A 13,764-nucleotide genomic window follows, 5' to 3' on the forward strand; every position below is an offset into this window, starting at 1 on the left:
GGCGCCCCCACGGCCCGCGCTCACGGGCCGAGGAGGTAGGCGGCATCCCCGGTCGTCACGAGCGCCCGACCGTCACCCAGCGCGTGCACGCCCTCGACCTCGTCGCCGTCACGCGCCACGAGGTCGAGCTGCAGCCGTCCGCTCGCCGCGTCGATCGTGCGCACCCGCACCCCCGAGCGCGGGTCCAGGGACCGCTCCCGCGGCGCCGACGTCACCACCGCGACGGTGCCCGCCGCGAGGTCGCCGCGCAGGTCCTCGAGCGGGGAGGCGAGCGGCGCGCTCCACGTGTTCTCCCCGGTCGCGGTGTCGTAGGCGAGCAGCTGGCCCTGATCGTTCGTGACGACCATGCGGGAGCCGTCGATGCCCACCCGGCTCGTGAACGCGCTCGCCTGCTCCACCCCGGCCCCGCCGGGGCGGGACCATGCCCCGCCCGCCTCCGAGGCGACGATCTCGCCGGTCGCGCCGGACCCCGCCTCGGTCCCGCTCGCGAGGACCCGGCCGTCCTCCATCCGCACCGTCCACTCCCCCGCGGGTGACGGGTCCGAGGTCCAGAGCTCCTCGCCGTCCCGGGTCGCGGTCGCGGTGAGCGCGCCATCTTCCCCCGCGCACAGGGTGAGCACGACGGGCTCCGTGTCGCCGGGGACCGGATCGGTCGCGGCGATGCGGCACGGGTCCTCGGGGCCGGCGAGCACCCGGCCCACCGGGAAGCCGGTCGTCGGGTCCAGCTGCACCCATCCCTGGGCCCGTTCGAAGCGCAGCGGGACCGCGGGCACCACGCCCGTGGCCGTGATCGCGTCGAGCAGACCCGCGGGCGCGTCGTCGACCGCGATCGCCGGGGCGGCAGGGCCGCCCGTGCCCGGGTCCGGCCCGCGCGGCGTCGTCGAGGCGTCCCCGTCGAGGACCTGCCAGAGCGGCTCCGGCACGGCATCCGCCGAGGGCGCCTCGGCCAGGTCGTACCCGGTGAGCAGGCACGACCCCGCCTCGCACACGCGCGCCACGGCCACGTCCCCGGCCAGGGCGAGCACCGGCCCCGGGAGCGTCGCGAGGGCGACGGGCTCCCCGCCCCCGCCGGCATCGAGCACGGTGGTGCCCGCCTCGCTCGTCCGCAGCAGACGGGTCCCGTCCGCGGAGAGGGCGAGCGCCTCGCCGGCCCCGGACTCCACCGCATGGACACGGGTGCCGCTCAGCAGCTGCCCTCCCCCGGCGGCGCGGCGCACGAGCACGGGGGCGCCCGCCGCGCCGAGGCCGACGACCGTGTCGCCGTCGCCGAGCGGGGCGATCCGGGCGAGGGCGGCCGAGTCCAGCGACGGGGCGCGGGCGGCGATGAGCGCCGGCGCCGTGAGCGCCGTCGCGACCGCGAGCGCCAGCACCGCCGCGGCGGGCAGGAGCAGCGCACCCCGGACCCGCAGCAGCGCCACCAGGCCGGCCCCGGCCGCGAGACCCACGAGGACGCCCGCGGCGATGCGCAGCACACCCAGCAGCAGATGATCGCCGAGCAGGGCGCACACCCCGGCGAGCGCCCCGAGCACGACCGCCGCGCCCGTCCAGGCGACCGGGTCCGGCCGCGACGAGCCGTCGTCCGGGGATGCCCAGGAGCGCTCGGGCCCCTGTGCGCTGCCGGGGTCCGGGACGTCCGCCTCGGTCACCGCGGGGTGCCGTAGTAGGCGCCGGTGGTCTCCTCCCGCAGGGCGTCGAGCTCGCCGGCGGTGATCGCCGCGCGGATCCGGTCCACGAGCCGCACCACGAAGCGCTCGTTGTGGATCGTGCAGAGGGTCGAGGAGAGCATCTCCTTGGCCCGGAACAGGTGGTGCACGTACGCCGCCGTGTAGTGCGTACAGGTGTAGCAGTCGCAGGTCTCGTCGATCGGGGCGAACTGCCGGCGGTAGCGGGAGCCGGTGAGGTTCACGCGGCCCGTGCGCGTGTACACCGCACTGTTGCGCGCCACGCGGGACGGGGAGACGCAGTCGAAGGTGTCCGCCCCCGCCGCGACCGCGGTGAAGAGGTCGTCGACCTCGCTGATGCCGAGCAGGTGCCGGGGCTTGGCCTCGGGCAGCTCGTCGGTCACCCAGCCCACGATCGTGCCCAGGTTCTCCTTCTCGAGCGCCCCGCCGATCCCGAACCCGTCGAAGCCCCAGCCCTCGACGTCCATCGCGCCGAGGTCGCGCGCCGCCTTCCGGCGCAGGTCCTCGTACTGGGCGCCCTGGATGACGCCCCACAGCTGCTGGTAGGGCCGATGGGTGCGGTCCGCGCTCAGCCGGGCGTGCTCGGCGAGGCAGCGGATCGCCCAGAGCCGGGTGCGCTCGAGGGCGCTCTCCTGGTAGCCGCGGGAGTTCATGAGCGTGGTCAGCTCGTCGAAGGCGAACATGACGTCCGCCCCGAGACCGTGCTGGATCTGCATGGAGATCTCCGGCGTGAACCGGTGCACGTCGCCGTTGATGAAGGAGCGGAAGGTGACGCCGTCGTCGTCGACGTGCGCGAGACGCTCCTTGCCCTCGGCGACGGCATCGTCCTCACCGGAGGCCGTGCGAGCCTTCTCCCCGCCGGAGAACTCGCTCGAGAGCACCTTCTTGAAACCGGCGCCGAGGCTCATCACCTGGAAGCCGCCCGAGTCGGTGTACGTGGGACCGGGCCAGTTCATGAAGGCGCCGAGCCCGCCCGCCTCGTCCACGAGGTCGTGCCCCGGCTGGAGGTAGAGGTGGTACGCGTTCGCGAGCAGAGCCTGCGCGCCCAGCTCCGTCATCGACTCCGGCAGCACGGCCTTCACGGTCGCCTTGGTGCCCACGGGGATGAAGGCGGGCGTCGCGATCTCGCCGTGCGGCGTGGAGATGACCCCCGCGCGGGCCTTCTCGCCGTTCTGCGCGGTGACGGCGAAGCCGGTGCCCGCGCGCCCGGGATGCGCCGAGGGCGGAGGGACGGCGGAGGCGGCGCCCGTCGGGGCCGCGGGGGCGGTGGCGTCTGCAGGGGTCACCGGGACATGGTCCCACGGCACGGGCTCGCGGGATCGCGCCGTGGAGCGTGCGGCGGGGGCCGGCGGCGCGCTCCGATGACCGCGGCCGCCCTCGGGACGACGGCGCCCTCGTCCGCGTCGCGGGGGCGCTCGCGGCGGGCGCCGCGGGGGCGCTCGCGGCGGGCGCCGCCGCGGACCGGCTCAGCGGGCGTCCGCGCCCGTCGGCCCCGTCGGATCCGACGTCCCCACCGCCGCCGCCTCCCGGGCGGCCCGCGCCCGGCGCGACAGCAGCAGACCCAGACCGCCCAGGAGCAGATCCGCGAGGGTGAGCACGACGCGGGAGAGCAGCACGACGGCCAGCACCCCGCCCGTGGACAGGCTCGCGCCGAGCATGATCGCGAGGATCGACTCGCGCACCCCGGCGCCCGCGGGCACCACGACGACGAGGAAGCCCACGACCCATGCGAAGCCGTAGCCGCCGATGCACAGGAGCACCGAGCGGGCGTCCGCCTCCATGCCCACTCCGACCGCGAGCACCCACACCTGCAGGCCCGCGACGATCCAGGCGAGCAGCTGCCAGCCCACGGCCGCGCCGATGCCGCGCCAGCGCAGAGGGCGCTCGAGCGGCTCCCCCTTGGTCACGCGCAGCGCGAGCGCGACGATGCGGCCCAGCACCGGCGGCAGCAGCACGATGACGAACAGCGGCAGCAGCACCAGCACCCAGCCGAAGCGGTCCGCGAGGGCCGGCGGGGAGAAGGGCATCGAGATCGCGGCGAGCATGAGACCCGTGACCATCGAGATCAGGAGCGTCACGAGCATCGCGGAGACGCTGCGTCGGCGCGGGATCCGGTGGTCCGCACCCATCTCCGCCGCGGCGACGATGTTCCACACCCCGCCGGGCACGTACTTGCCCAGCTGTGAGACGAGGAAGACGGGCGCCGCGGAGCTCATGGGCAGCGGCGTGCCGTGGTCGGCGAGCACCGCCCGCCAGGACAGCATCGTCAGGACGACATAGACGAGCCCCAGGGCGAGCGCCGCGACCAGGAGCAGCGGGTCCATCGAGACGAGCGCCGAGGAGATCTCGTCCCACTGCGAGACGACCGCCCAGACGGCGAGCACGAGCGCGACGACGAGGAACCCGGCCTTCACGGCGCGGGAGCGCAGCACCTCGAGCACGCGGCTCATCGGGTGGCCTCCGCCGCGAGCCGGTCCCGGAGCGGGGCGACGACGGCCGCGGGGTGGAAGGCGTCGCGGGCCGCGGCGGCGGCGCGGTGCGCGGCCGCGAGGGCGGCGGGATCCTCCGCGAGGCGGCGCAGGGCCGCGGCGAGCGCGACCTCGTCACCCGCGGGCACCAGCACGGCGGCGTCCCCGAGGACCCGGCGCTGGGGCGCGGTGTCCGAGGTGACCACGGCGCAGCCGGCGGCGATGCCCTGGTAGACCTTGTTGGGCACGACGTCCTGCCCCTTCGCGGAGGTGCCGACGATGCCGAGGCACACGTCATGGGCGGCGACCACGGCCGGGAGCTCCGCCGCGGGCACCCAGGAGCTCCAGGTCACCGAGTCGACCCCCTCGAGGATCTCCTCGCACTCCTCGAGGTCCTGGCCGCCGCCGATCAGCGTCGCGCGCACCGGCGCCCCTTCCTCGTGGAGCAGGCGCAGGGCACGGGCGATCGTGGGGGTCCCCTGGAGCGGGGTGAACAGGCCGTAGAAGACGACGGAGAGCTCCTCGCCGGCGGGGGCCCGCGGAGCCTCCGCGGCGGCGAACCAGTCCTCGGGGGCGCCGACGGGCACCACGACGCCGCGATCCGCGACGGCGGGGGCGAGCCGCGCGCCGTGCTCGGGGGTGTCCACGACGACCAGATCGGCGGCGGAGGTCGCGAGGCGGTCCAGGACCCGCAGCACGGCGAGCTTGAGGCCGCCGCTCTCCCCGCGGTCCTGGGCGGTGCCCGCCGCGAAGATGAGATGGTCCAGCACGATCGTGGTGCGCGGGAACAGGGCCCGAGCGAGCAGCACGTCGAAGTGGCCCAGGTAGCCCACGACGATCGCGTCGGGCGCCCGTCGGCCGCGCAGGCGCAGGCTGCCGGCCGCGAGGCCCGCCCAGCGGGAGCCCAGTCGCAGCGCGAGCTTCCCGAGCAGCCACGGCTTGCGCAGCAGCTCGACCCGCTCCGCGGTGCTCAGCCCGAGCGGGCGGTTCAGCTCCGTGACCTCCCAGCCGCTCGCGGCCAGACCGTCCAGCAGCACCCCGACGCGGGGGTGCTGGTCACGGTCGTAGGTGCCGAACCCGAGCAGGCGGCTCATGCGTCGCGGCGGGGAGCCGTGGACTCTCGGCCCACGGCCGTCGCCCACTGGTCCACGATCGCGTCATCGGTGACGGGTCCGGTGTGCTGCGCGGGGTCGAGCTCGCGCGGCTCCCCGTCGACCCAGCCGGTGGCGACGGGCCCGGTGGAGGTGGGCACCGTCTCGCCGGAGCCGACGAGCGGGTTGTTCGGCGTCCCGTACTGGACGAGCTTGATCCGTTCGAGGGCCTCCTCCACGAGCACCCGGTTGGTGCGCTGGAGGTCCGCGATGATCATGAGCACGAGCGTCATGAACGCGCAGGTGAGCAGCATCAGGCCGAAGATCAGCGACTGGATGTGGCCGCCGCCCTCACCCATGATCGCGTAGACCAGGAAGCGCACGAACGGGATCAGGCCGATGACCCCGGTGACCGCCGCGATCCAGCCCAGCACGTGGTGCGGCTTGAACATGAGGTAGGCCCGCACGATCGCGGAGCCGGACTTCGCCATGTGCTGGAAGATGTTGTTGAACAGCCGCGACTCACGGGTCTTGGGGTTCGTGTCGATCGCGACCGAGGCGATCCGCAGCCGCTTGTTGCCGGCCTGGATGATCGTCTCCATGCAGTAGGAGAACTGCGTGATGACGTTGAGGCGGAGCAGGGACGCCTTGGAGTAGGCGCGGAAGCCGGAGGCGGCATCGGGCAGCTCGGTCTCGGCGGCGATGTTCACGACCTGCGAGCCGACCTGCTGCATGACCTTCTTGAACGGCGAGAAGTGCGCGATCTTCTTGGTCTGGCGGTCCGCGATGGCGATGTCCGCCTCGCCGGAGACGACGGGCGCGACGAGATCCGCGATGCGCTCCTGCTTGTACTGGTTGTCGCCGTCGGTGTTCACGACGATGTCGGCGCCGTGGGCGAGGGCGTAGTCCACGCCGTCACGGAAGGAGCGCGCCAGGCCCATGTTGCGGGCGTGGATGACGAAGTGCTTCACGCCGTGCGCCTTCGCGACCTCGATCGTGCGGTCCGTGGAGCCGTCGTCGATGATGAGCACCTCGACGGAGTCGACGCCGGGCAGCTCCTTGGGGATCGTGTCGAGGACGAGCGGGAGCGTCTGCTCCTCGTTCAGGCACGGGATCTGGACGAAGACCTTCATGGGGACATCACCTTGTCGTGGACGTGACCGGGTCCCGCGGGCGCTTCCGCCGACGGCCCCCGGCACTGCGCGGAACCGGGTCAGTGTATCCAGGTCACCCCAGGGGGTCGCCGTAGCGGTCGTCACCCGCATGTCGTGACCCCGGCCACCACCGAGTGGGGTCGCCGGGCTCGGTACGCTGAGCCGGTCCCGCCCCGTACCGCCCAAGGAGCCACCCCGTGCGCCGCTTCCTGTCCGCCGACGCCGCCGTGACCGCGGGAATCCTGGTCATGGTGCTCGCCGCGACCACCGCCCGCAGCTTCCTCACCCCGCTGTTCTCCTCGGGGGACGAGATGGCGCACTTCGACTACGCGGTGCAGGTGTGGCACGGGGACCTGCCGGTCTTCGAAGAGGGCCTGCAGGTGCAGCTGCCCTGGGGCACGCGCCCGCCCGTGCAGTGGACCTCGCAGCACCCGCCCCTGTTCTACCTGCTGCTCGCCCCCGTGGTGGGGCCGCTGTACGACGCGGGCCACCCCTACATGGCAGGCATGGCCGGGCGCGTGATGAACACCGTGATCGCCGGTGCACTGTGCGCGGCCGTCATGTGGGCGGCCCGCCCGCTCGCTGGCGGTCGCCGCTGGATCCCGTGGATCGCCGGGTTCGTCGCCGCCTCCTCCCCGTGGGTGATGGGAGTGGGAAGCGCGATCTACAACGACGACGTGGCCGCCCTCGAGATCACGATCGTGATCGGGGCGGCACTGCGCCTGATCACGCTCCCCCGTGCCGCGGACGCCGCCGCCCGCGGCGGCACCTGGTGGGTGCTCGGCATCGCGGCGGTCTGCGCGGCGACGACGCGGCTCGCGCTGATGCCGCTGGTCCTCGTGGTCTTCATGGCCCTCGTGCTGCGCGGGCTCGTCGCCCCCGGTCCCCTCTCACGGGTCGCGTGGCTGCTGCGTCCCACGCTCACCGGCCTCGCGATGATCGCGGCGGCCGGGTGGTTCTACCTGCGCAACCTCCGCCTCACCGGCTCCGTCTCCGGCGGCCATCCCGACTGGGCGATGGCGCACACCGACCGCACCGATCCCCCCTCCGTGCCCGAGGTCGTCACTGACCCGGTGTACTGGGCGAAGCTGCTGGGGGTCCTCTCCCCCGAGAACACCCCGGGAGGAATCACCCTCTGGGGACTGCTCGTGGCTCCCGCCGCGCTGGGCGTGCTCCTCGCCGCCGCCGCCGCCGTCGCGGACCGCCGTCGGCGCCGCGTGCCCGGGGACGACCTGGAGAGCGCGGGCACGGCCCCCGCGTTCCTCCTGCCCGGGGTGCTGCTGCTGGCCGCGCTGACCGGGCTCCTCCTCCTCATGCAGTTCGTGTACGTCTCCAAGGAGGCGGGCAACCTGTTCCCGCGATATTCGCTGCCGATCCTGACGGCAACCTGCCTGCTCGTGGCCTGGGGGCTGGGCGGGCTCCGCCGCGCCGCTCCGCTGCTGTTCGGCGTCTGGGCCGTCGTGGCCTGGTGGCAGGTCGCTGCGTTCCTGCTCGCGCGACCGCATGTCTCCGCCCCGGACCAGGCGGAGCTGCGGCCGGACCTTGCCCTGCCCCTGCTCGCCGTCGCCGTGCTCGCCGCGGCGGTGACCGCGGTGACGGTGGTCGTCCTGATCCTCAGGACCCCGAGGTCGCGAGACGGCCGTCGGCCCGCATCTCGTCCTGCAGCGCACCCGGCATGACCCACACGCGGAAGCCGTCGGTGACCTCGCCGGTGGTGGGCACGGCGCCCAGCGCCTGCGCCTGCGGCCAGTCCTCGCAGCCGAGCACGACGTCCGCCTCGATGTCGGCCGGATCGAAGACCACGTCCATCGAGGTGGGCAGGATCCAGTAGCTCACGTAGTTCTGGACCACGGCGTTGTTCACACCCCTCGGCTTGCAGGTGCGGTCGTAGTCGATCGACTGGGGCCCGTACGTGCTCTCGATGTCGGAGACCTCCACGGCGATCGCCGGGACCCCGCCCTCCCGCTCCTGGAAGCGGTCGGTCGCCGGGTCCGAGGCGACGGTGCCCACCCCGGCGGCCACGAGCAGGGCTACCGCGGTGACGGCCGTCGGCACCCGTCGACCCGGGCGGAGGCTCAGCGCGAGCAGGACCGCGAGCGCCACCACGGTGCTCAGCGAGGGCACCGCCCAGAAGCGATTGGCGTTGGTGAGCGTGGGGACGAGACCCCAGGTCCAGGAGTCTTTGTCCGACTGGGGCAGCAGCCCGGACCAGGGCATGACGCCTCCGATGTGAGCGGGGGTCACGTATCCCCAGGTGGGCGCGTCGGGTGCGACCCAGTACACGGTGGGGACGATGATCGCCAAGGCCGCGAGCGCAGCGACGGCGAGCACCGAGGTGCGCAGGCCCCGCAGCAGCGCCGCGAGGCCCACAGCGACGATGAGCGCCGTCACGGGCTCCATGTACCGCCCGTAGATCCAGGCGTCCAGGCGCCGCCAGTCGGCGAGGTACAAAGACTCCTCGTTCGCCCACGAGGCGACCGAGACCAGGAAGATCCCCAGGAACATGGCTCCGAGCAGGCTCGCAGGCCCGATCGCACGGTGACGACGCAGCTCCCGGCCGATGAGGCACAGCAGCACCACCGCACCGATCACGAAGATCCCGAGCGTGGCCACGGTCTGGTTCCAGCTCTGCCCCAGCACAACGCGCAGGATGATCGAGGGCCGGGCGGTGGAGAGGTTCTCGGTGAGGTTCAGGCCCTGCTTGAAGCGGCCCTGCAGCAGCTCCTCGTTCAGGGACATCGCGTAGCGGTAGGTGAGCCAGCCCAGGGGCGCCGCGACGACGAGCCCCGCGAGGCTCGCACGCCAGCTGCGAAGGGCGAACAGCAGGAGCCAGATGAGACAGGCGACGAGCAGCACCGTCGCGCGCGAGTGCAGGAACCCGGTCGCGACGGCGAGCAGCGAGAACACCGCGGCCCGCGACATCGTGGGACGCTCCCAGAGCCGCACCGCGGCGAGCATGAGACAGGCGATGGCGAGGAACAGTGGCTTCTCGCTCATCGTGTAGTCCGACTGCACGGCGCGCGAGGGCATGCTCATGACGATCGCGCCGACGACGACCGCTTCCTGCCACGGGAGCCCGAAGCGACGAACCGTCGCAGCGATCGGCACGATCGTGATCACTGCCACGGCGACACCGATCCAGATCACAGCCGAGTAGAAGACGCCCGGATTCGATGTGAGCCACCACAGCGGTGCGAGCACCATCGCCCATCCCGGGAAGTATCCGGCCCCCTCGACCGGGGTGATCGTCCCGCCGCCCTCGGCGAAGTACTTGGCGTACTCGAGCAGCGTGACCTCATCGAAAGGGAAGGACGGGGTGACCGCTCCGAGTGCGATGTAGCTGTTCAGGGCGAGGACGGCGAGGACAGCGAGCACGGCGAGGACGGTCCAGGGGACGCGCTGGCCCGTCAGCCCGTCGGTCCGGCCCTCCGTCCTCCAAGGAAGCCAGGAGGGAGGGGCGTCGGCGACGGTCATCGGGGCTCCTGGCGAGGTCGGGATGCGGCGGGGACCCTGGCGGGTCGGGAACGGTGACATCGTACGGTCGCCGTCTGCGACTACCATTCCACCCATGCGAATCACGACCGTGGGATGCGGATACCTGGGCGCCGTCTACGCGGCCTCGATGGCCTCGATCGGGCACGAGGTCCTCGGCCTGGACGTCGACCAGAAGAAGATCGACGACCTGAACAAGGGCATCGCCCCGTTCCACGAGCCCGGCTTCGAGAAGGTCCTCACCGAGGCCCTCGGGTCCGGCCGCCTGCGCTTCTCCACCGACTACTCCGACGCCGCGGACTACACCGCGCACGTCATCTGCGTGGGCACCCCCCAGCAGATCGACGGCGCCGGCGCGGACCTCACCTACGTCCACGCCGCGGTCGACTCCCTCCTCCCCCACCTCTCGGACACGGCCGTCGTCCTCGGCCGCTCCACCGTGCCCGTCGGCACCGCGGCCTCCCTGCGCGAGCGCCTCCGCGCCGGCGGCTCCGACGCCCCGCTCGCCTGGAACCCCGAGTTCCTCCGCGAGGGCTTCGCCGTCAAGGACACCCTGCACCCCGACCGCATCGTCTACGGCCTGCCCGAGGACCCCACCGAGGCCGCACGCGCCCGCGAGGTCCTCGACGAGATGTACGCGCCGATGCTCGAGGTCGAGACCCCCCTCGTCGTCGGCAACTACGCGACCGCCGAGCTCGTGAAGGTCTCCGCGAACTCCTTCCTCGCCACGAAGATCTCCTTCATCAACGCCGTCGCCGAGGTCTGCGAGGCCACCGGCGCCGACGTCTCCGTCATCGCCGAGGCGATCGGCCTGGACGACCGGATCGGCCCGAAGTTCCTCCGCGCCGGCATCGGCTTCGGCGGCGGCTGCCTGCCCAAGGACATCCGCGCCTTCATGGCCCGCGCCGGTGAGCTCGGCGTCACCGAGGCCCTCGGGTTCCTCCGCGAGGTCGACCACGTCAACAACCGCCGCCGCGACCACGTCGTGAACATGGCCCGCCAGGCCCTGGGCGGCAGCTTCACCGGCAAGAGGGTCGCCGTGCTGGGCGCCGCCTTCAAGCCCGACTCCGACGACACCCGCCAGTCCCCCGCGCTGTATATCGCCTCGAAGATCTCCGGCCGCGGGGCCGACGTCGTGGTCACCGACCCCGCCGCCAACGAGCGCGTCCACGCCGAGCGCCCGAACCTCGCCATCGCCGAGGACGCCTACGCCGCCGCGAAGGACGCCGACCTCGTCCTCCTGCTCACCGAGTGGACGCAGTTCAAGGAGCTCGACCCCGTCGCCCTCAAGGAGGTCGTCGGCACGGCGCACATGATCGACGGCCGCAACGTCCTGGACCCCCAGCAGTGGCGCGACGCCGGCTGGACCTACCAGTCCCTGGGCCGCCCCTGAGCGGCGGGCACCGCCCCGCCTGCGCTCCGGCCCGCGCCTGAGAGCTGACGATCCGCTCGCCCGACGACGACAGGGCGCCCGCACCGCGCGGGCGCCCCGATCGGTCTGCCCCGCCGCGTGACGCGCTCGAGGACTGGACGCAGGGTGAGCAGAAGCCCGAGCCCCGTACGGCGCCCCGCTCGCGGCTCGGGGACTGGCTGAGCCCGCCGCCCCTCGCACCGCGCGCCACCGCGCTCGAGGACTGGCTGCAGGGCCCGATCGAGGCGCACGTCGAGCAGGAGGCCCAGGACGCCTGGTCGACCGCCGAGTCGGTCTCCGGGCGGGAGGAGACGCCGGACCGAGCAGCCGCTCCGCGGGACGACCCGGCCCCGGCGCCGGCGGGGCTCCCCGAGCGGCCCCGCGCCCGGCCCGCCTTCCGCGCCGAGCTGCACGGCCTGCGCGCCGTCGCCCTCGGGCTCGTCGCCGTCTACCACATCTGGCTCGGCCGGGTCTCCGGCGGCGTCGACGTCTTCCTGTTCCTCTCCGCCTTCTTCCTCACCGGCACCTTCGTGCGCCGCCTGGAGAGCGGCCGCCCGCTCGGCGTGCCCCGCTACTGGCTGCACACCTTCAAGCGGCTGCTGCCGCCCGCCGCGGTGACGATCCTGCTGGTCCTCCTGGGGACGGGCCTGCTGCTCCCGGCCTCCTCCTGGCCCTCGATCATGCAGCAGGCGGTGGCCTCCGCCGGCTACGTCGAGAACCTCGTGCTCGTGCAGCTGCAGGTCGACTACCAGGCGCGGGACGCCGGGGCCGCCTCGCCGCTGCAGCACTTCTGGTCCCTCAGCGTGCAGGGGCAGGCGTTCGTGCTGTGGCCGCTGCTCTTCGCCCTCGCGCTCCCGCTCGCCCGCCGCGGCCGCGGGGTCCGGCGCCCCCTGACGGTGCTCATGCTCGTGATCGGCGCGGCCTCGCTCGCCTGGTCGGTGCACTCCACGGCGATCCAGCAGCCGGTCGCCTACTTCGACACGCTGGCCCGGCTGTGGGAGTTCGCGGCCGGCTCCCTGCTCGCCCTCACCCTGCCCGCGATCGACCGCCTCACCGGGGCGGCCCGACCGGAGGACGACACCGCCCCGCGGCTGCGAGGGCTGCGGGCGCTCTCCGGATGGGCGGGCATCGCGGGGCTGCTCGCCGTCGGCATCGTCCTGGACGTGTCCTCGCAGTTCCCCGGCTGGATCGCCGTGGTGCCGCTGATCGCGGCGGGCGCGGTCGTCGTCGCCGGCCACTCGGGCACACGGTGGGGCGCGGACCGCCTGCTCTCGACCCGGCCCGCGGCGTTCGTCGGCGACATCTCCTACGCGCTCTACCTCGTCCACTGGCCGATGCTCGTGCTGTGGCTGCACGTGAGCGGCCACCAGCGCGCCGGTCTGCTGGACGGGCTGGTCCTGCTCGCCGCCGCGGTGCTCCTCGCCTGGGGCCTCACCCGGCTCGTGGATGCGCCGATCCGCCGCTCGGCCTGGCTCGAGGCCCGGCCCTGGCGCGCGCTCGCCGCCGTGGGACTCAGCGTGGCGCTCGTGGCCGGGACGACCGGCACCTGGTGGGGCCTGCTCCAGCGCGAGGCGTCCGCGGAGCCCGCGACGACCGCCGCCCCCGCCGAGCCCACCGACGCGGTGCTCACCGAGGCGCCCGCCCAGATCCTGCCGCAGGGCTGGGAGCTCGGCTCGCAGTGGCCGAACCTGCCCGAGTCCTGCGCCGGGGACCTCGCCCCCTCGACGACCTTCCGGCACGTCCCCTGCCAGCAGCTGCTGCCCGACGGCACCGCTCACGCCGGGCTGCTCGTCGTCGTCGGCAGCTCCCACGCCCGCCAGTACATCCCCGCGATCCTGCCCTGGGCCCAGGAGCACGACCTGCAGGTCGTGAACCTCCACATGGACAGCTGCGACTTCGTGCCCGGCACCGAGGAGAGCCGGTACTGCTCGGGGTACAACGACTACGTGCTCTCCTACCTCGACGCGGTGCAGCCCGACGTGGTGCTCACGACCTCCACGCGCACTGTCCCGGACTCCGCCGAGGAGACCACGCCGGAGGGCATGGTCACCGCGGTGCAGGAGCTCACCTCGCGCGGCATCGACGTCATCAGCGCTCGCGACACCCCGCGCTGGACCGAGGACCAGTACGCGTGCGCGGAGGCGGTGATCGGGGCCGACGGCACCCCGCTCGAGGCCGACGCCGCGTGCGGCGCGGACGCCTCCGCGAAGCTCGCCCCGGAGAACCCGGCGGCGGGCCTCACCCCCGCCGAGGGCGGCGGCAGCCTCACGTTCCTGGACCTCAGCGCGCAGATCTGCCCCGAGGGCCGCTGCTCCCCCGTGCTCGGGGACACCTACGTGTACATGGACGACGACCACCTCACCAAGCGCTTCACGCAGCTGACCCTCGCCCCCGCGGCGACCGCGGTCCTCGACGGCCCCGGCGGCCCTCTCGGAGCAGAGGAGCGCGCGGAAGGAGGATCCTGAG

General features: G+C 73.6%; 9 protein-coding genes. 3 read left to right on the plus strand and 6 right to left on the minus strand.

Annotation, left to right across the window (positions count from 1 at the left end; all coding sequences use genetic code 11):
* Nucleotides 1–20: 20 nt before the first annotated feature.
* From ACYVAP_RS02460 to ACYVAP_RS02480, 5 genes are all read right to left on the minus strand, one after another.
* The gene (locus ACYVAP_RS02460) at nucleotides 21–1,646 is read right to left on the minus strand and encodes an outer membrane protein assembly factor BamB family protein (RefSeq protein WP_498859370.1); all 1,626 of its coding nucleotides are present in this window, start codon (nucleotides 1,644–1,646) and stop codon (nucleotides 21–23) included.
* Nucleotides 1,643–2,968 carry a tRNA guanosine(34) transglycosylase Tgt gene (gene tgt, locus ACYVAP_RS02465; protein WP_498859371.1) on the minus strand — a complete coding sequence of 442 codons (1,326 nt, stop codon included), beginning with the start codon at nucleotides 2,966–2,968 and terminating at the stop codon, nucleotides 1,643–1,645. Before tgt ends, ACYVAP_RS02460 begins: the two co-directional genes overlap by 4 nt.
* Before the next feature lie 180 nt (nucleotides 2,969–3,148).
* Nucleotides 3,149–4,132, minus strand: a complete 984-nt coding sequence (locus ACYVAP_RS02470) for a lysylphosphatidylglycerol synthase domain-containing protein (protein WP_498859372.1) — start codon at nucleotides 4,130–4,132, stop codon at nucleotides 3,149–3,151.
* Nucleotides 4,129–5,244, minus strand: coding sequence for a glycosyltransferase family protein (locus ACYVAP_RS02475; protein ID WP_498859373.1), 1,116 nt, complete (start codon nucleotides 5,242–5,244; stop codon nucleotides 4,129–4,131). Before ACYVAP_RS02475 ends, ACYVAP_RS02470 begins: the two co-directional genes overlap by 4 nt.
* Entirely contained in the window at nucleotides 5,241–6,374 is a 1,134-nt protein-coding gene (locus ACYVAP_RS02480) for a glycosyltransferase family 2 protein (protein ID WP_498859374.1), read from the minus strand. The genes ACYVAP_RS02475 and ACYVAP_RS02480 overlap by 4 nt, the downstream gene beginning before the upstream one ends.
* Nucleotides 6,375–6,592: 218 nt before the next feature.
* On the opposite strand from ACYVAP_RS02480, the gene ACYVAP_RS02485 reads away from it, so the two are divergent.
* Complete coding sequence (locus tag ACYVAP_RS02485; protein WP_498859375.1) at nucleotides 6,593–8,074, plus strand: hypothetical protein; 1,482 nt, start codon at nucleotides 6,593–6,595, stop codon at nucleotides 8,072–8,074.
* Here the strand turns inward: ACYVAP_RS02485 and ACYVAP_RS02490 are convergent.
* The gene (locus ACYVAP_RS02490) at nucleotides 8,010–9,869 is read right to left on the minus strand and encodes a glycosyltransferase family protein (protein WP_498859376.1); all 1,860 of its coding nucleotides are present in this window, start codon (nucleotides 9,867–9,869) and stop codon (nucleotides 8,010–8,012) included. The genes ACYVAP_RS02485 and ACYVAP_RS02490 overlap by 65 nt on opposite strands.
* Before the next feature lie 94 nt (nucleotides 9,870–9,963).
* On the opposite strand from ACYVAP_RS02490, the gene ACYVAP_RS02495 reads away from it, so the two are divergent.
* A complete protein-coding gene (locus tag ACYVAP_RS02495) occupies nucleotides 9,964–11,280 on the plus strand; it encodes a UDP-glucose dehydrogenase family protein (RefSeq protein ID WP_498859377.1) in 1,317 nt (438 codons plus the stop codon).
* A gap of 257 nt (nucleotides 11,281–11,537) precedes the next feature.
* A complete protein-coding gene (locus ACYVAP_RS02500; RefSeq protein ID WP_498859849.1) occupies nucleotides 11,538–13,763 on the plus strand; it encodes an acyltransferase family protein in 2,226 nt (741 codons plus the stop codon).
* The last annotated feature ends 1 nt before the right edge of the window (nucleotide 13,764 follow it).

The sequence above is a fragment of the Brachybacterium horti genome (genome assembly GCF_054777615.1).

Coding starts and splice junctions, on each gene's coding strand:
- ACYVAP_RS02470 (WP_498859372.1), bottom strand. CDS start 4,132: ATGAGCCGCGTGCTCGAGGTGCTGCGCTCCCGCGCCGTGAAGGCCGGG.
- ACYVAP_RS02475 (WP_498859373.1), bottom strand. CDS start 5,244: ATGAGCCGCCTGCTCGGGTTCGGCACCTACGACCGTGACCAGCACCCC.
- ACYVAP_RS02480 (WP_498859374.1), bottom strand. CDS start 6,374: ATGAAGGTCTTCGTCCAGATCCCGTGCCTGAACGAGGAGCAGACGCTC.
- ACYVAP_RS02490 (WP_498859376.1), bottom strand. CDS start 9,869: ATGACCGTCGCCGACGCCCCTCCCTCCTGGCTTCCTTGGAGGACGGAG.
- ACYVAP_RS02495 (WP_498859377.1), top strand. CDS start 9,964: ATGCGAATCACGACCGTGGGATGCGGATACCTGGGCGCCGTCTACGCG.